The 16,688-nt window shown below is 42.0% G+C and carries 19 protein-coding genes and 1 pseudogene; 13 read left to right on the forward strand and 7 right to left on the reverse strand.

Going from position 1 to position 16,688, the window contains the following annotated elements; all coding sequences use genetic code 11:
* Positions 1–25: 25 nt before the first annotated feature.
* From folE2 to zinU, 5 genes are all read left to right on the forward strand, one after another.
* On the forward strand, positions 26–934 hold the full coding sequence (gene folE2, locus NSU16_RS01950) for a GTP cyclohydrolase FolE2 (RefSeq protein ID WP_010332972.1): 909 nt from the start codon (positions 26–28) through the stop codon (positions 932–934).
* Between the two features lie 238 nt (positions 935–1,172).
* A complete protein-coding gene (locus NSU16_RS01955) occupies positions 1,173–2,336 on the forward strand; it encodes a tetratricopeptide repeat protein (protein ID WP_339191937.1) in 1,164 nt (387 codons plus the stop codon).
* On the forward strand, positions 2,323–2,445 hold the full coding sequence (locus tag NSU16_RS01960) for a hypothetical protein (RefSeq protein ID WP_267496093.1): 123 nt from the start codon (positions 2,323–2,325) through the stop codon (positions 2,443–2,445). Before NSU16_RS01955 ends, NSU16_RS01960 begins: the two co-directional genes overlap by 14 nt.
* Positions 2,446–3,062: 617 nt before the next feature.
* A complete protein-coding gene (locus tag NSU16_RS01965) occupies positions 3,063–4,226 on the forward strand; it encodes an FAD/NAD(P)-binding protein (protein WP_339191938.1) in 1,164 nt (387 codons plus the stop codon).
* Between the two features lie 44 nt (positions 4,227–4,270).
* Complete coding sequence (zinU, locus tag NSU16_RS01970; RefSeq protein WP_326330809.1) at positions 4,271–5,464, forward strand: zinc metallochaperone ZinU; 1,194 nt, start codon at positions 4,271–4,273, stop codon at positions 5,462–5,464.
* Between the two features lie 47 nt (positions 5,465–5,511).
* On the opposite strand, the gene NSU16_RS01975 is transcribed toward zinU, so the two are convergent.
* The gene (locus NSU16_RS01975) at positions 5,512–6,192 is read right to left on the reverse strand and encodes an ABC transporter permease subunit (RefSeq protein ID WP_026014657.1); all 681 of its coding nucleotides are present in this window, start codon (positions 6,190–6,192) and stop codon (positions 5,512–5,514) included.
* Between the two features lie 9 nt (positions 6,193–6,201).
* Positions 6,202–7,065 (reverse strand): transporter substrate-binding domain-containing protein, encoded by an 864-nt coding sequence (locus tag NSU16_RS01980; RefSeq protein WP_339191939.1) that lies wholly within the window; start codon positions 7,063–7,065, stop codon positions 6,202–6,204.
* Positions 7,066–7,309: 244 nt separating this feature from the next.
* On the opposite strand from NSU16_RS01980, the pseudogene NSU16_RS01985 reads away from it, so the two are divergent.
* From NSU16_RS01985 to NSU16_RS02015, 7 genes and pseudogenes are all read left to right on the forward strand, one after another.
* A pseudogene (locus NSU16_RS01985) lies at positions 7,310–7,411 on the forward strand (formaldehyde dehydrogenase); the annotation flags it as partial.
* Between the two features lie 12 nt (positions 7,412–7,423).
* Positions 7,424–7,879, forward strand: a complete 456-nt coding sequence (locus tag NSU16_RS01990) for an RDD family protein (protein ID WP_010332978.1) — start codon at positions 7,424–7,426, stop codon at positions 7,877–7,879.
* An 80-nt stretch (positions 7,880–7,959) separates the two neighbouring features.
* Complete coding sequence (locus tag NSU16_RS01995) at positions 7,960–8,295, forward strand: YckD family protein (RefSeq protein WP_339191940.1); 336 nt, start codon at positions 7,960–7,962, stop codon at positions 8,293–8,295.
* Between the two features lie 135 nt (positions 8,296–8,430).
* Positions 8,431–8,850: a MarR family transcriptional regulator gene (locus NSU16_RS02000; RefSeq protein WP_024120173.1), complete on the forward strand. Its 420-nt coding sequence runs from the start codon at positions 8,431–8,433 to the stop codon at positions 8,848–8,850.
* A complete protein-coding gene (locus NSU16_RS02005) occupies positions 8,841–9,179 on the forward strand; it encodes a DUF3147 family protein (protein WP_326226486.1) in 339 nt (112 codons plus the stop codon). The genes NSU16_RS02000 and NSU16_RS02005 overlap by 10 nt, the downstream gene beginning before the upstream one ends.
* A 16-nt stretch (positions 9,180–9,195) precedes the next feature.
* Complete coding sequence (locus NSU16_RS02010; protein ID WP_326130557.1) at positions 9,196–9,924, forward strand: AAA family ATPase; 729 nt, start codon at positions 9,196–9,198, stop codon at positions 9,922–9,924.
* Between the two features lie 72 nt (positions 9,925–9,996).
* On the forward strand, positions 9,997–11,430 hold the full coding sequence (locus tag NSU16_RS02015; RefSeq protein ID WP_339191941.1) for a family 1 glycosylhydrolase: 1,434 nt from the start codon (positions 9,997–9,999) through the stop codon (positions 11,428–11,430).
* Between the two features lie 35 nt (positions 11,431–11,465).
* On the opposite strand, the gene NSU16_RS02020 is transcribed toward NSU16_RS02015, so the two are convergent.
* From NSU16_RS02020 to hxlA, 5 genes are all read right to left on the reverse strand, one after another.
* A complete protein-coding gene (locus NSU16_RS02020) occupies positions 11,466–11,864 on the reverse strand; it encodes a competence protein ComJ (protein WP_010332984.1) in 399 nt (132 codons plus the stop codon).
* 26 nt (positions 11,865–11,890) lie between these two features.
* Entirely contained in the window at positions 11,891–12,328 is a 438-nt protein-coding gene (nucA, locus tag NSU16_RS02025) for a DNA-entry nuclease (RefSeq protein WP_010332985.1), read from the reverse strand.
* A gap of 186 nt (positions 12,329–12,514) precedes the next feature.
* Positions 12,515–14,239, reverse strand: coding sequence for a methyl-accepting chemotaxis protein TlpC (gene tlpC, locus NSU16_RS02030; RefSeq protein WP_339192631.1), 1,725 nt, complete (start codon positions 14,237–14,239; stop codon positions 12,515–12,517).
* A gap of 114 nt (positions 14,240–14,353) precedes the next feature.
* A complete protein-coding gene (hxlB, locus tag NSU16_RS02035) occupies positions 14,354–14,911 on the reverse strand; it encodes a 6-phospho-3-hexuloisomerase (protein WP_010332987.1) in 558 nt (185 codons plus the stop codon).
* A 5-nt stretch (positions 14,912–14,916) separates the two neighbouring features.
* On the reverse strand, positions 14,917–15,549 hold the full coding sequence (hxlA, locus tag NSU16_RS02040; RefSeq protein WP_010332988.1) for a 3-hexulose-6-phosphate synthase: 633 nt from the start codon (positions 15,547–15,549) through the stop codon (positions 14,917–14,919).
* 229 nt (positions 15,550–15,778) lie between these two features.
* Between hxlA and hxlR the strand changes: the two genes are divergently transcribed.
* Entirely contained in the window at positions 15,779–16,141 is a 363-nt protein-coding gene (gene hxlR, locus NSU16_RS02045; RefSeq protein ID WP_003241118.1) for a transcriptional activator HxlR, read from the forward strand.
* The last annotated feature ends 547 nt before the right edge of the window (positions 16,142–16,688 follow it).

The following is a 16,688-nucleotide window of genomic DNA, read 5'->3' on the forward strand; positions in this document are numbered from 1 at the left end:
ATTTAAATTGGAAGGAGTTTTCTGATTGGAACAGCACATTCTGCTCCCGGGAAAAACGGAGCGTCTTCACTATTTTGGGTCAGTCAGTCCCATGAAAGGGCAAAAGCCTGTGGAAAAGGAGAACATGAAGGATCTTCAGAATATCAGAAAAGACTATTTTTTTGATATTCAGCAAGTAGGTGTCACCAATGTGTCTCACCCGGTTACTGTTGTCTCAGCGATGAAGCCTTTTCAGCAAACGACAGCAGCGAACTTTACCATGACCGCCAGCCTGCAGCGGAATCAGAAGGGCATCAATATGAGCAGGTTAACAGAGCAGCTTCAACGCTATCATCAAAACGGCTGGGTTCTCTCTTTTTCTTCCCTTCAGCAATTTACGAAAGAGCTTGCAGAAAACATGGATCAAATCTCGGCTTGCGTCGAAGTGCGGTTTCCGTGGTATTTCGAAAGAAAGAGTCCAATGCTGGAGAAAGCGGGGCTGATGCATGCTGAGATGCTGATGTCTGTCACCTACCACGAAGATCAGCCGTTTAAACAGCGGGCCGGTATCTCAGCGAAAGTAACGACTCTTTGTCCTTGCTCTAAGGAAATCAGTGAATACAGTGCCCACAATCAGAGAGGAACGGTCAGCATTTTGGCCGATATTCATCCGGCGGCACTGCTCCCAGTCGATGTCAAAGCCGATTTGCTTCACGTTGCAGAATCAAATGCAAGCGCGAGACTGCACCCAGTGCTAAAGCGTCCGGATGAAAAGGCCGTAACGGAAACCGCATATGAAAATCCCAGATTTGTTGAGGATCTGGCCCGTCTCATTGCCGCAGACTTGTATGAGCTTGAATGGGTGTCGGCCTTTGATATTGAATGCCGCAACGAAGAATCAATTCATCTGCACGATGCCTATGCGAAGCTTAGGTTTTCAAAACAGGAGGAATGACTATGAAACTTTCATTCTTATTTATTTCTGTTTTTGCGTCGGTAATTCTGCTGTCAGCTTGTTCTTCTCATGCGGAAGAGAAAGAAAGCTAAAAACGAGTCCATATCATTTGATATGGGCTTTTTACTTTTTAAATCATAATTAGGATGAATAGAGAGATTTTTCAAAAAATAATACTATTGATACATGTCTTTAGTGGTATAATATTTAATAAATGTAAAGAAAAGGAGGTAAATCGTTGTCTGTCCCTGATTTAATCCCATATCATTTTGTTACCACAGACATAAATCACTGGTATGTTGTAATAAAACAAGGCCGAATAGAGAAAGCAAAGCAAATGAAAAGAAAAGTAGAGAATGAATTTAATAAGATGGAGAAAAACGAGAAGGTTGCAGTTTACCTTCAGCTCTTAAAATTGAGGCATGAGATTATGCTTTCTTATTTAGAGCCTGACTCTGTTAAAGATATTGACAGCGTTTTTGAGGGCCTTAAAGAGACAAGAGAAAACCTTGCTCCGGAATCTCTTACGAATACAATTGAATTTTATTTTCATTTTTTCACCGGTATGTATCATTTCCGGACAAGAGATTTAGTCAATGCTTTAACATATTATCGAGAAGCCGAGAGATATCTTGATTTATTAGATGAAAACGCAAATACAGATAAGGCAGAGTTCTATTTCAAAGTGTCAGAGGTCTATTACTACATGAAAGAGACTCATTTCTCCATGAATTATGCTCAACGGGCATACGCTATTTTTAAACGGCAGAAAGACGATAAGGGCAATCTTACATATGGAAAAGAAATGGTTCACTGCCAGTTTGTTATCTTTGGTAACTGGCTTGATAAAATGTGTTATGAAGAAGCCTTAGAAACAGCAGAAAAAGCGTTAAAAGATGCTGTTAAAATAGGTGAGCAGCATTTAATTGGTTCTGCTCATTTTAATGTAGGATTATGTTATAATCATCTTGAAGAACTTGACAATGCAGAAAAACATTTTCAAATTGCCTATGAAATTCACAAGGCCCAGAAACATATCTATGAGTCAAAAGCGGTCTTTAATTTAGCTTATGTTAAGGCAAAACAAAATGACCTTCAGGCTGCATTAAAATTGTACGAAGAAGGAAAAAAGATTGCAGAACGTCATAACAATCAAGAGGTAGCAGAAAAACTGAAACTCGTTAAAGGGCTTTATTTATCATTTGATTTGCAGACACTCAGAGAAGTGTTCGAGTTCTTCAGGGAAAAAAATCTGTATGGTGACATGGAAGAATACGCAGTTGCTGTTGCTGATTTTCTGACCAACAAAGAAAAAAGACATGATGCGGTCGATTTTTATCAATTGGCAATTGAAGCACGCAAACAAATTCAAAGGGGGAAACATTTAAATGAAAAAATGTAAAATTGCAATTTGTTTAGCGCTTTTATTTGGCATTGTTGGTGTTTCTGGCGCTTCGTATGCTTTTAATGAGCAGTCCACTTATAAAGTCGCAGATAGAGCAGCGACTTAATTGAATATTATGAATCAACCCCCATTTTGGATAATCTCTATCAAAATGGGGTTTATTAATTTCTATGTTCGATGCTCATCCAAGTCGTGTATTGATTTAATAAAGTTTCGAATATTCATGGATGTGAATGAAAGTTCTTTGAATGAAACTCTTCAACTGAATGTAAGATGCAAGCATGGGTTCTTTATCAATAAACCCTCAGCAACAATAAAGTGGGACCAATTATCACATTATGATGGATGGAGTACTAAAAAGAGATTGAGCAAATGACAAAAACATTAAAATTAGAGGATTGGCCTGTAGCATAATTTTATTATGAAGCTTGTATACTTTGTGTAATGCCAATTGTTCCCCAGTCGATAAAAAGATTCCCCATATCCATCTAACTCTTATTCTATAACAAAGATCGATAGAGTTTGTTTTATCTAAACTTCAACATAATTTGGTCGTTTTGAGATGGTTTGTTTGGATGGATCTCCAACGACATGGATATACAAAAACATACCTGACCACACAAAAGTTGTGATCAGCTGATAGAAAGCAGTTGACAAAAAGGGAAAAAGAACATACGATTTAAATCGTAATAATTACGTTTTGTGTAGAGAGGAGTTACTCCTATGTATAAATGGCTTATCATTGGCGGCGGAATTCAAGGCTCGACCTTGGCTGTGCATCTGGTGAAAAGCGGAAAGGTGCCTATACAGGATTTTGTGGTCATTGATCCTCATGAACAGCCTCTTGAGTGCTGGAAACGAAATACGGGCCGCATTCGGATGAACTATTTACGCTCTCCATCGGTTCATCACATGGATACCGAGCCGTTCAGCCTGCAAACGTATGCGGATAAAAGCCAGTGGCCGGAGGTATTCTTCGGAAGGTATAAGCGCCCCTCTTTATCGCTTTTTAATCAGCATTGTGAAACGGTATTGGATGAGATACATATTGATCGGGCGTGGAAGAGAGGTATGGTGACAGACTTGAGAAGGAGAAACGGATTGTGGGAAGTGAGGACAGATGCCTCCGAAACAATCATGAGCGAAAGAGTTGTACTAGCCATGAGTTTTTCACAACAGCCTTGCTGGCCGGAGTGGGCAAAGCCATTTCAGAATGAAGGCATTTACCATGTGTTTGACAGGAATGTGGAATGGTTAAGACAGGAAGGTGGTAAAGCGGCAGTTGTGGGCGGAGGGATCACGGCGGCTCATTACGCCATCAAGCTCTCAGATGAAGGGTACGACGTAACGATGCTCGTGAGGCATCCGTTCCGCACCTATGATTTTGACAGTGATCCGGGCTGGCTTGGCCCGAAATATATGAAAAGATTCAGCAAAACGTCAGACTATCAAAAGAGAAGACAATGGATCACAAACGCCAGACATCGCGGCTCCTTCCCGAAGGACATCTCAAGAAAGCTTGCTGTCTATAGAGAAGAGGGCAGGATAAAGGTCATTCAGGATGAAGTGATATCATGTCAAAAAACAGCTGACGGCCGGCTGTACATACAGCTGAAGAAAAATGAATCGTCATACACTTTCGAACATATCGCGCTGGCAACAGGCTTTGCTTCTGACATCAGCCGATTCGAGTGGGTTCAAAAAGCAGCGCAAGCAGAGCAATTGCCTTTTGCCGGCTGTGGCTTTCCGATTGTCGGCAAGGATTTGCAATGGGGGAACGGGTTATACGTGATGGGTGCTTTTGCTGAACTTGAAATCGGGCCGACAGCGAGAAATATTTCTGGGGCGCGAAAAGCGGCATTCACTATTACACAAACGGTGAAGTAAATGATTTAAATCGTAATGATTCTATTTTGAGAGGATGAGATCACATGAAAAAAATTCCGGTTACAGTACTAAGCGGTTATCTTGGCGCGGGAAAAACAACACTGCTCAATAGCATTTTGCAGAATCGTGAAGGCTTAAAAATAGCCGTTATTGTAAATGACATGAGCGAGGTAAACATTGACGCTGGGTTGGTTAAGCAGGAAGGCGGGCTTTCCAGAACAGATGAAAAGCTAGTGGAAATGTCAAACGGCTGCATTTGCTGCACACTTCGCGAGGATTTGTTAGTCGAAGTGGAGAAGCTGGCAAAAGAGGGACGGTTTGATTATATCGTAATCGAATCGACGGGAATCAGCGAACCGATCCCGGTGGCCCAGACATTTTCTTATATTGACGAAGAGCTCGGAATCGATCTCACAAAGTTTTGTGAGTTAGATACGATGGTGACAGTGGTCGATGCGAATCGTTTTTGGCATGACTATCAGTCGGGTGACAGCCTTCTGGACCGCAAAGAAGCACTCGGGGAAGAGGATGAAAGAGAAATTGCCGACCTGTTAATCGATCAAATTGAGTTTTGCGATGTTCTGATCTTAAATAAATGTGATTTAGTCAGCGAGCAAGAGCTTGAACAGCTTGAGAAAGTCCTTCGCACCCTGCAGCCAAGGGCTAAATTCATTCGCGCTGTCAAAGGGAACGTCAAGCCGCAGGAGATTTTACATACAGGGCTATTTAACTTCGAGGAAGCGAGCGGATCTGCCGGCTGGATAAGAGAGCTGACAGCAGGCCATGTAGCCCATACCCCGGAAACCGAGGAATATGGCATTTCTTCATTTGTTTATAAAAGACGACTGCCGTTTCATTCAACGCGCTTTTATCACTGGATGGATCAAATGCCTAAAAATGTTGTCCGCGCCAAAGGCATCGTCTGGTGCGCATCGCATAACAGCCTCGCTCTTCTGATGTCTCAAGCCGGCCCGTCCGTAACGATTGAGCCGGTATCCTATTGGGTGGCGGCGATGCCGAAGCTTGAACAGGAGCAAATCAAACAGCAGGAGCCGGAAATATTAGAGGATTGGGACCCAGAGTTTGGCGACCGTCTGACGCAGCTGGTGTTTATCGGAACAGACTTGGACGAAGGAGCCATTACAAAGGAGCTTGATCAATGTTTGCTGACTGAATATGAGTTTGATTCCGATTGGTCGCTGTTTGAAGATCCATTTAAATGGAAGCTGAATCAATAGGAAAAAGCCGTCTCCTGCGGAGCGGCTTTTTTTAATGAAACGTTTGTTTAAAGATAATGCGCGTATTTCTTCTCAAGGATATTCTGAAACGCCGCCGCAACGGAGCAGATGGCCCAATAAATGAGTGCGGTCAGAATATACATGGTCATGTAATCAAACTCTCGGCCCCCGATAATTTTCGCATGCTGGAGCAATTCCGGCACCGTAATCATCGCGGCGAGCGAGGATGCCTTGATCAAATCAAGCAAAACATTGGCGAGCGGAGGCAGCGCAATGCGGATCGATTGCGGCAAAATGATCCCCCTCATCGTCTGCCAATATGAAAGACCCAGCGAGGATGCAGCTTCCCACTGTCCTTTTTCAACGGATGAAATGGCTGAACGGTTAATTTCCGCAATATAAGCAGCGCTGTTGAGGCTAAAGCCGATCAAGGCGGCTGTAACGGCAGAAAATTCAATGCCGATATAAGGGAAACCAAAATAAAGGATAAACAAGATTACCAAAATCGGAACGCCGCGCATAAAAGAAATGTAAAGACGCGCCGGCCATCTCAGCAGGGCAATCTTAGACATTCTGGCGAGCGATATAAACAGCCCGATCACCGTTCCGGCAAACATGCTGACAAAAGAAATAAGCAACGTGTATCCAATACCCTTTATAACATAAGGAAACGATTCTATCGCCAGCTGCGTGTTGAAAATATATTCCCACTGAATGCTGTACATCATGGCGTCTGATTAAAGGTCAACGTCTTGAACGTCGACATCCAGTTTCTTTGATACATCCGCTTTATTGAAGAATTGTTTCGACAGCTTGGTCAAAGTGCCGTCATTGCTCATCTTTTTCAGCGTCTCGTTCATTTGTTTCTGAAGCTCCGTATTGCTTTTTTTCATGACAAGCGCCTGTTTATTCGGCATGTACTTGATGTCAGGATGGATCGTGATGTTAAGATCCGGAAATGCCGCCAGTGCCAGTGTCTGCAGGTAATAGTCGTTTAAGATGACATCAGTGCGGCCGTTGGCAACATCTTTTAAATACTGCTCGTTGGTCGCGTTATCATAAATAACTTCTTGGGCGCCGTATTTTCTGGCAACGTCCATATAGACAGTTGTCGCTGCGCCAGCCGCTTTTTTCCCTTTTAAATCTTTCAGCGTTTTGATCCCTGATAAATTATCTTTTCGGACAATGGCTGTGCCGTATGAATATTTATAAGGAGAAGAAAACGCGAACTTCTTCTCGCGGTCCTTTGTCACATCTATATCATTGGCGGCAGCGTCAACCTGGCCGCTGTTCACCGCTGTCAGCATCCCGTCGATACCCATTTCCTTGAACTCGACTTTCAGCCCGAGACGCTTAGCCGCTTCTCGAACAACTTCAACCTCATAGCCTGTCAGTTGATCCTTACCTGAATCGGTATCATGATAGGACGTAGGATAAAGTGTGCCGGACGTAGCAACGACGATTTTTCCTTTTTCTTTGATCTGCTCCCAGCCTGTATCCTTGGAACCGGCTTCATCTTTGCCGGAACAGGCTGCCAATATAAGAAAGAAAGCCATTGTTAAGCTAAAGATAACGGCTTTTGATTGCTTAAATGATTTCACCTATGTTTCCCCCAATCTGTTAATCAACTAAAAAGATAGCATTGAACATAGGGGGTTGCAATATGTTGATGGCGTTTTCAAAAAGTTCGAATTGTGTATACAAATGAGACTGTGAGTTAAAAATCAGCAAAGAGGTTGAAGCTCCCCGGATTCAGGAGGTAAGAGATGCTAATATCAGAATTACGGCAACAGGTATTTGCGGCTCTGATCTTCATTTGGATAAAACGGGATTCCGGCTGCGCCTGATATCATTACGCACAAATTAAGTCTTGCTGATGCCCCTAGAGCGTATGATATATTCGATAAGAAAGAAGACAGCAACATCAAAGTCAAATTGAAACCATAATGGGGGAGTTACATGAACATCTACAAACCGGCCGGATTTTGGATCAGACTAGGAGCTTCATTACTGGATTACATTATTGTCTCGGTGCCCCTTTTGCTGATTTATTGGCTAATCACAGGAAAAGACCCGAACGACAGCATGATCATCAGCATGGTCGTTTTGCTGTACTCTATTTTGCTGCCGGTATTTTGGCAAGGGTATCTCATCGGAAAAAGGATTTGCGGAATCAGAATCGTAAAAAAAGACGGGTCACAGGTTGGCCTGGTAACCATGATTATGCGAGTCATCATTGCCGCCCTGGTTTACGGCATAACCTTCGGGCTCGGTTTAATTGTCAGCCTGTTTATGATCGGGCTGAGAGAAGACAAACGGACGCTGCATGATTTTATCGCAGGAACATACGTTACTTACGCAGCACCGGGAGAAGAAGAACTTTATACGGACGAACAGATCAGAAAGAGCGAATAATGGTTCGCTCTTTTTATTTTGTATACATAAAAAACAGAATGAAGCAAAATATATAAAAAAAGATAGGAGGAATAAACTGGATGAGAAAAGTGAAAGTCAATATCATCGGAATACTCATTGCCGCGGCTGTTATTTCTTTAACTGGCACAGCTGAAGCGGCGGAAAAACAACAGCAACAGCCGCCTGCTAATGTTACACTGACTGAACAGCAAAAGAAAGAAATTGAACAGCTGGAAGCAGATATATTAAAAAAACGCAAGGATGTCATCTCTAAGTATGTAGAATACGGCGTTCTGCCTAAAGAAAAAGGAGATCACATCAAAAATCACATGGTCCAACACTTTGAAATGATGAAACAAAACGGCTTTGTTCCGAAACGCCATTCTCATCAGCATAAATTTGAAAAGAGACATTAGGCTTTAAGCATCCAATTGAGATTGGATGCTTTTTTGATTAAAGGTATTATCCATTATGATATGGAAGTTTTTTATAAAATTGTATCGTTTAAAAAGAATATATCGTAATATAAGATATAAAGAGAGGTGTGAATAATGGAACTGGATTTCATAAATAAATTAAATCAGCAATGGACCGACATCTACTATTCATTACACTACAAGCAAAAAGATAACATTTCTCATCAGGCGATACGACTCATGCAGCATATTGAAAAGCAAGGTGAGGCAACAATAGGAGCTTTAGCGGAGTATTTATCTGTCTCTCATAATACAGCATCTGAACATACAAAACGGTTGATTCAAAAGGGATTGGCAGCTAAACGTCGAAGTCAGCAAGACGAACGTAAGGTTTTGGTAGTTTTAACAAAGGAAGGACGCTCTGTTCTTGAACAGCATACTCAGCTGGACAAAGAGAAATTAAAAGAAATAATCGAACGAATAAGCTCATCGGAAAAGGAATTGATTCAACAAGCATTTGAAATTTTAAGCAAGGAAGCTAAACAATGGCGGTAATCAGTAAAGTAATCATCTCAGCACTGATTATTGGATTCGTTACTGAAATATCAAAAAGACATCCAACCTATGGAGGGATTATTGCAGCTTTGCCCTTAGTCAGCTTGTTAAGCCTGTTTTGGATGAAAGTGCAGGGCGAAAATACAGCACAATTGAGTCAATTTGCGTCTGGTGTGCTTAAGGGCATACCTGCTACGGTTTGTTTGCTCGCGATAATGGCGTTTCTATTGAAAACGAATGTTCCATTCTGGTTAGCGCTATCCTTTGGAGTCCTAGGATGGATCGCTTTTTTGCTACTGCAAAAGATTTTTCTGAATATATTCATTTAACGCGAGAGGAGAAGCTATGTATTTAAAAAAGGTCACACTCCTTAGAGAAAAGATCCCGTCCTTTGACAGATACCCATTCACTATCCCTGCTGTAAGTCAATTACACGAAATTTCATTTACCAAAGAAGTGACTTTTTTTGTCGGAGAAAACGGCTCGGGGAAATCAACTTTACTTGAAGCAATTGCGGATAAGTGTGAATTTAATACAGCGGGCGGCAGCCGTAATAATATCTATGAATTGCAGGAGTCAGACTCTCATTTGGGAGATTACATACGATTATCATGGCTTCCTAAGATCACAAATGGTTTTTTCTTAAGAGCAGAATCGTTTTATCAGCTTTCTCTTCACCTTGATGAAGTGGAACGAGATGCTCCGCAGCCATATCTCTCCTATGGCGGAAGGCCGCTGCACAAGCAATCGCATGGTGAGTCTTTTATGTCGCTGTTCCATCATCGTTTTAAAGGAAAAGCCATTTATCTTTTAGATGAGCCTGAAGCCGCACTTTCTCCCGCACGGCAGTTAGCTTTTTTGAGAGTCATACACGATTTAGTGAAGGGCGGAAATGTACAGTTCATCATTGCTACTCACTCCCCAATTTTGCTAGGTTATCCGAATGCTGACATTTTCAGCTTTGACGGGGGCAGTATACATCATACAGAATACGAAAGCACTGAACACGTCCAGTTAACCAGGTATTTTCTTGAACAAAGAGAGAAAATATTAGCTGAGCTGTTCCGAGATTAACATCGTGTTGCTATGAAACGCGTTTCATAGCCTATGATAGGTTTATCAAATACTTCAGGAGTGATTAACACAATGATCCATCAACATCCAGAATCTTTTCCGAAACATTTTTTATGGGGCTCGGCTTCAGCAGCTTACCAGGTTGAAGGAGCATGGAACGAAGATGGCAAAGGCCCTTCTGTATGGGACGTGTTTACGAAAATCCCCGGCAAAACGTTTAAGGGCACCAATGGTGATGTTGCAGTTGACCATTATCACCGTTATAAGGAAGATGTCGCTCTGATGGCTGAGATGGGGCTGAAAGCATATCGATTCTCTGTCAGCTGGCCGCGTATTTTTCCAAAAGGAAAAGGAGAAATCAATGAAGCCGGCCTGGCATTTTACGATAACCTGATTGATGAATTGCTTTCTCATAACATTGAACCGGTTTTGACTTTATATCACTGGGATTTGCCTCAGGCGCTTATGGACGAGTATGGCGGATTTGAGTCGAGAAACATCATAGAGGATTTTAATCATTACTGCATGACTCTTTATAAACGCTTTGGACAGAAAGTGAAATATTGGGTAACGTTGAATGAACAAAACTACAATTTTAATCACGGCTTTCTTACAGCCATGCATCCGCCTGGCGTGAAGGACAGAAAACGATTTTACGAAGCAAATCATATTGCGTTTCTGGCAAATGCGAAAGCTATTGAGTCCTTCAGAAAATATGTGCCCGAAGGCAAAATAGGACCAAGCTTTGCTTATTCTCCCGCATATCCTTTAACCAGTCACCCAGAGGATATCACAGCTTTTGAAAATGCTGAAGAATTTATGAATAATTGGTGGCTGGACATGTATTGCTGGGGAACCTACCCGCAAATTCCTTTCCGCTATTTAGAAAAACAGGGATGGGCGCCGACAATCGAACCGGGTGATATGGAGCTGCTTGCCAAAGGGAAGCCGGATTTTGTAGGTGTCAACTATTATCAAACGATTACTTACGAACGAAATCCGCTTGACGGCGTTTCAGAAGGGAAAATGAATACGACGGGCCAAAAAGGGACCAATCAGGAAACAGGGATGCCGGGACTATTTAAAACTAAGAAAAACCCGAACCTCACAACGAGCAACTGGGATTGGACGATTGATCCGGTAGGATTGCGTATCGGGCTCCGCCGCATTACGACACGTTATCAGCTTCCTGTGTTTATTACAGAAAACGGTTTAGGAGAATTCGATAAAGTTGAAAACGGCACTATACATGATGATTATAGAATTGATTATTTGCGATCGCATCTTGAGCAATGCAGACAGGCCATTAGTGATGGAGTCGATTTGATCGGATATTGCAGCTGGTCATTTACTGATCTGTTAAGCTGGCTGAACGGTTATCAAAAAAGATACGGGTTTGTTTATGTGAATTGTGACGAAGAGAATGAATATGACTTAAAACGATTGAAGAAAAAAAGCTTTTATTGGTATCAGGACGTTATTAAGAAAAATGGAGAAAATATATAAAGAGTCCCTGAGAGTATTCCTCTCAGGGCTTTTCATTAGACGGAAACAGCATCAATGATGTAAGTGTCAGCATGCAGATCTGACAGCTCAGCCGGTACAGTGTAGCATGTGAATTGATAGTTCCCATTAGGCAGGTCAAAGGAGAGCCTTTTGGACATGATGCTTTCAATTTCAATTCCGTCTTTTGTGACGTGAAAAGGAACAGTCACTTTTTTTTCATAGGATGCTACTGTTTCTGAACTGTTAAGGCGCAAAAGTATATATACCTTTGAATTTCGCTGTGCCTCAAACGAAATGGCTTCGTCCGCTTCCGCATATCCTTTTTCAATCGCTTCATCTGTCCAATCGATGACAGGCGGTGCGGAACCCTTTTGAAATACAGTAAATTGATGATATGAAATCGTCAGTTCTTGCGGCTTCCATGATTTGATCAATGTGCTGTTCCTCCTCTTTTAACTGTTTACTGAATCGTAAATAAAACCTTTGTGCCATCAGGGTAATCGGTCAGCTGATGCCCGACCCAGGAGCCTGCGCCGCGATTGTCAGCGGGAGAAATATATTCTACAGAAGCCCCTTCACCGCCTTCTTTGCACATGGCCATTGGCCATTCATCTCGGTCATACCCTGTTTTGGTAGGTACGTCTTTCAATGATTGTTCGCGGCGTTCCTCAGCTCCGTCTCTGTCTACAGTGCACACATCTGAATGCCCCTCACTTATTGCGTCCTTGATATGATTTGCTGTCTCAGGATAACGCTCAGAAGGGAAGGCTATTGTTTCGTCATATTCTTCTGTTTGAGACGTTTTTTGTTCGTCTGAGAAAAAGTCTCCCTTAATCAGGCCAACAGCTGCAGCTGCTATGACAACTATTACGAGAAGTAAAGTTTTTATAATGTCCATTCGTGATGATCACCTCCCGCGTCAGCAACTTTTAAAACTGCTCCAAGAGTAATGCAGAAAGGGCTTGGTGTAAAGATTAACAAATTTTGTTTTGCCCTAGGTTTATTGCAGGAATCGTCATTTTAGCAGATCGAAATATTCATTTTTAAAAAAATAACGTTATCAAATTGAAATATTAATACGAGATTATAAGCTGTTTTCAGGTTGATTAATCATTTTAAATTGGCTTATGATACCGGTAAGCTCTTCAGCTAAATGGGATAACGTTTCCGAGGCTGCAGTAATCTCTTCCATTGCAGCAAATTGCTCTTCTGTTAAAGCTGCTGCCTGCCGGGTATTTTCTGTTGATTCTTTAATGTCTGTTGTATTGGCGGCAAAGGATTCATTTATTTTTTGCGTGCTTGCTGAGATGTTGGTAACAGATGCTGATAAATCGCTGATTTCCGCAGTAATTTCATCTGTTGCGGCTGCAATTTCTTTAAATGCGTCTCTGGTGCGGTGGATCATGTTTACACCTTCAGCAGCTTCTGTTTTCACATGTTCAACAGACTGCGCAGATACAGTCATATCATTTTTTATCTCAGCGATTAATTTGGAAATCTGTCCGACAGACCGTTGAGATTCCTCTGCTAATTTGCGAACTTCATCAGCAACAACGGCAAAGCCTTTGCCGTGTTCTCCGGCTCGGGCAGCTTCAATTGCCGCATTAAGGGCAAGCAGGTTTGTCTGATCGGCAATTTGGGTGATGACAGATAAGATTTGTTCAATTTGTTTAGAGCGGCCGTCCAGCTGCTGAATGATCTCACCGCTTTTTTCAATCGAATGGTGAATGGTATCCATTTGTGCCTGAACATTTGAAATTTCTTTTTGGCCAATGTCTGCTTTAGATTGCGCAAGCTGTCCTTTCTGAGCAATGGCAACAGTATTTGAAGAAATTTGCCGTATGTCAGCCGTTGTTTGCTCCAGTGATTTTTCACTGTTTTCAATTCGTGTGATTTGATGCTTGGCTCCGTTTGCAATATGCTGAACAGCTTCTGTGATCTTTTCGGAGGCTTGATTGGTTTCTTCTGCTCCGGCTGAAAGCTGCTGAGAGGCTGATGCAAGCTGAAGGGCGGATTGCTGTACCGTTTGGATTGTCTGATTCAGCTTCATTCTCATCTTATTATAGTAGACACTCAGTTCTGCTAACTCATCAGCGGACTTGTCTGAAACTTCTATTGTCATATCTCCGTTTCCGGCGCTTTCAAAGGCGTATTTTAATACGTTCAGCCGCCGGTTGATTCTTCTGGTGAAAAGCAAAACAAGGATGACAGATATAATAATAACTACAGCAAGAACGATAGCGAATTGAGTGAACAGCGATTGGGTAAGCGATGCTAAAATGCTTTGATTGGCTCCTGTATACAGCATACCGATAATGTTGCCTTCCTTATCTTTTAAGGGCATATATGCTGTTTGATAAGAGGAGCCCGCCACATCTGCTTGTCCGTAGAATTGCTTCCCGTTTTTTAAAACAGCGTCAGTGACTTCAGCAGAAGCTTGAGTGCCGACAGCTCTTTCGCCGTCTTTCATTACGTTGGTTGCCACCCGTGTATCTCCTTGAAAAATCGTTACGGTGTCACCTGTTTTTTTGCCAAGCAGATCAACAATGTCTTCATTTCCGTTTATTTGTGTCTCGCCTTTATACAGCTTATCGTTTTTCACCTCCCAGTTCCCTAAAATCACGTCGTCAATATACGTGCTGCTTAAAGCAAGATCGCCTTTCGCCTTGTCAGTGGCCATTTTTTTCATGCTGCTTGTAATGTCCTTAAGCATCACGGCGCCGACTGATAGAGAAAACAATAGAATAACCGCGAAGACCAAGCCGAGAATTTTAGTTCCAAGCTTCAGTTTTATTTGCTTTTTCAATATAATTCCTCCCTTTGTATATTTGTAGGTCATATTACTTATCGGGTTTTTGGATATAAAGTTTTATTTTAGAGAAATATCAAAAACCGGCCTGATCTCCAGGCCGGTTATGTGACGCTATTCAAGGTTTGCGTGGTAAGTGAACATGGTTTCAGAATCGAGTCCTTTTTTCTCCATGAGTTTTAAAATGACTGCATCATAGAATAGCAGCAATGTTTGCTCAAATAATGATCCCATTGGCTGTATGGTTTGATAGCTTCTGTTTGACCGGTCTTTAGGAGAACCGGGCATTTTGACGATGAGATCCGATTGTTTTCCAATGCTCGAATCCGGATTGATGGTTAAAGCGGCAACGACTCCGTGTAAGCTTTTTGCTTTAGCTGCTGTATTGATCAGGCTCTTTGTCTCGCCTGATCCTGAGCCGATAATGACGAGGTCTCCTTTGCGGAGCGGCGGAGTGAGAACCTCACCGACAATATGAGCGTTGAAGCCCATGTGCATCAGTCTCATCGCGAAGGATTTTGCCATCAGGCCAGAACGGCCCGCGCCCGCAGTGAAAATTTGGTTGGACGAGAGAATGTGATCGGCAAGCTGATCAGCTTCTTCATTAGAAATATAAGCCGCTGAACGGTGTAACTCATTGAGAATTTCCGTTACGTATTCAGTCGTTTTCATATGAATTATCCTTGGGATATAAGCTGTTTCATTTTTGAAGCTGTCTCTGCTTTATCAGCTGCGCTTGTAATTCCGCCCCCAACAATGACAAGGTCGGGGTTTTGTTTGATCACTTCTGGCAGTGTATCAAGTTTGATGCCGCCCGCAATTGCGGTTTTTGCGTTTTTTACTGTATTTTTGATTGTCGTTAATTCTTCGAAAGAGTTTTTGCCCTCTGCTTGAAGATCATATCCAGTGTGGACGCAGATGTAATCAACACCGAGTGCGTCAATTTCTTTCGCACGGGATTCAATATCTTTCACGTTAATCATGTCCACTAAGATTTTCTTCTTCTGTTTTTTGGCTTCTTCTACTGCACCTTTAATCGTTGCATCGTCTGTAGCCCCTAACACGGTGATGATATCAGCTCCTGCTTCCGACGCTTTCATAATTTCGTATCCGCCGGCATCCATGATTTTCAGGTCTGCCAGGACCTTCAATTGCGGAAATGTTTCTTTTATTTCTTTAACGGCTCTAAGGCCTTCATTAATGACAACCGGTGTTCCGATCTCAACCACGTCGATATATTGTTCCACTTCTTTGACAAGCTCGATGGCTTCGGGGATATTTACCAGGTCTAATGCCAGCTGTAATTCCATTGTTGATCCACTCCCTTATTCGAATTATTTCTCATTCTATAGATTCCTTCTTTAGCTGAGAAGTAGGCACTTTGAAGTCAACTAGTTACTTGAAGGATACTGTGAGAAGAGGCAATCAGATTTCTTTCGCTTGTTTTTGTGAGTGAGTATAATAAAAAGAGCCTGCTAAAAAGTAAGTAAGTGATGATACGTATCTAGCATATAAAAAGTATACTAAGGGGGATTTCTTTTGAGCCGGATGGACGACAAAAGGTTTAATTGTGAGAAGGAATTGACGCTAGCGGTGATCGGCGGTAAATGGAAAATGCTTATTTTGTGGCATTTAGGAAAAGAAGGCACAAAACGTTTTAATGAATTAAAAGCTTTGATTCCTGATATTACGCAGAAGATCCTCGTGAATCAGCTGAGAGAGCTTGAGCAGGATATGATCGTTCACAGGGAAGTGTATCCGGTTGTCCCGCCGAAGGTTGAATATTCCTTGACCCCGCAAGGAGAAAGCCTGATGCCTATTCTTGATGCCATGTATGAATGGGGGAAAGGCTATATGGAATTGATTGATATCGACAAAAATGTCATTAAGGAATCGTTGTAAGGCGCTCTCGGTTAAGGGTGTCTTTTTTTTTGCCTGTTTTTTGGTTTTTGGGCGGTAAACATATGGGATGTAAAGATTGTAAATGGCTTCCAACAGTAAATGGGCTGTAGCGAAGTGGCTCAATTTAAAAATTTTTATTTTTCTGTAAATAATGTTTAGTGGAAATTTTTGCGGTATCCCGCAAAAATACCCCTGTAAAAGAACTGGAATCTTTTCGGTATCCCGCATGGAACTTTTCACCCATTTTTCGGTGATAAAAACAATTTTTTCATTTAAAGTGAACGTTAGAAAGGTTAAAAATATTGAAAACAATGAAGAATTAGGCAAAAATGTTTCTCTTTGGTGAAAAAGAAACTGCAGTCTTTATCTGCCTGTGCCGGCCGCCCGCAATAAAGGCTTACGGCACCCGCTTTTAAGAGCGGTAGTTGTTTTTTATTTGGATGCAACGCTTTTGAGATGTAGTACTTTCGGCTTTTTGATCAGTTAGTCCATTAGATTCAAAAGTTGTCAATGGATACGAAAGAGAAATCATCCTGCACATGTTACA

This window comes from Bacillus sp. FSL K6-1003, assembly GCF_037964945.1.
In the GTDB taxonomy this organism is placed as follows: Bacteria; Bacillota; Bacilli; order Bacillales; family Bacillaceae; genus Bacillus; species Bacillus mojavensis.

Excerpts from the sequence above, each read along its gene's own strand:
- NSU16_RS01960 (WP_267496093.1), top strand. The coding sequence starts at position 2,323 with ATGAAAAAATGTAAAATTGCAATTTGTTTAGCGCTTTTATTTGGCATT.
- NSU16_RS01965 (WP_339191938.1), top strand. The coding sequence starts at position 3,063 with ATGTATAAATGGCTTATCATTGGCGGCGGAATTCAAGGCTCGACCTTG.
- zinU (WP_326330809.1), top strand. The coding sequence starts at position 4,271 with ATGAAAAAAATTCCGGTTACAGTACTAAGCGGTTATCTTGGCGCGGGA.
- NSU16_RS01975 (WP_026014657.1), bottom strand. The coding sequence starts at position 6,192 with ATGATGTACAGCATTCAGTGGGAATATATTTTCAACACGCAGCTGGCG.
- NSU16_RS01990 (WP_010332978.1), top strand. The coding sequence starts at position 7,424 with ATGAACATCTACAAACCGGCCGGATTTTGGATCAGACTAGGAGCTTCA.
- NSU16_RS01995 (WP_339191940.1), top strand. The coding sequence starts at position 7,960 with ATGAGAAAAGTGAAAGTCAATATCATCGGAATACTCATTGCCGCGGCT.
- NSU16_RS02000 (WP_024120173.1), top strand. The coding sequence starts at position 8,431 with ATGGAACTGGATTTCATAAATAAATTAAATCAGCAATGGACCGACATC.
- NSU16_RS02005 (WP_326226486.1), top strand. The coding sequence starts at position 8,841 with ATGGCGGTAATCAGTAAAGTAATCATCTCAGCACTGATTATTGGATTC.
- NSU16_RS02010 (WP_326130557.1), top strand. The coding sequence starts at position 9,196 with ATGTATTTAAAAAAGGTCACACTCCTTAGAGAAAAGATCCCGTCCTTT.
- NSU16_RS02015 (WP_339191941.1), top strand. The coding sequence starts at position 9,997 with ATGATCCATCAACATCCAGAATCTTTTCCGAAACATTTTTTATGGGGC.
- nucA (WP_010332985.1), bottom strand. The coding sequence starts at position 12,328 with ATGGACATTATAAAAACTTTACTTCTCGTAATAGTTGTCATAGCAGCT.
- hxlB (WP_010332987.1), bottom strand. The coding sequence starts at position 14,911 with ATGAAAACGACTGAATACGTAACGGAAATTCTCAATGAGTTACACCGT.
- hxlA (WP_010332988.1), bottom strand. The coding sequence starts at position 15,549 with ATGGAATTACAGCTGGCATTAGACCTGGTAAATATCCCCGAAGCCATC.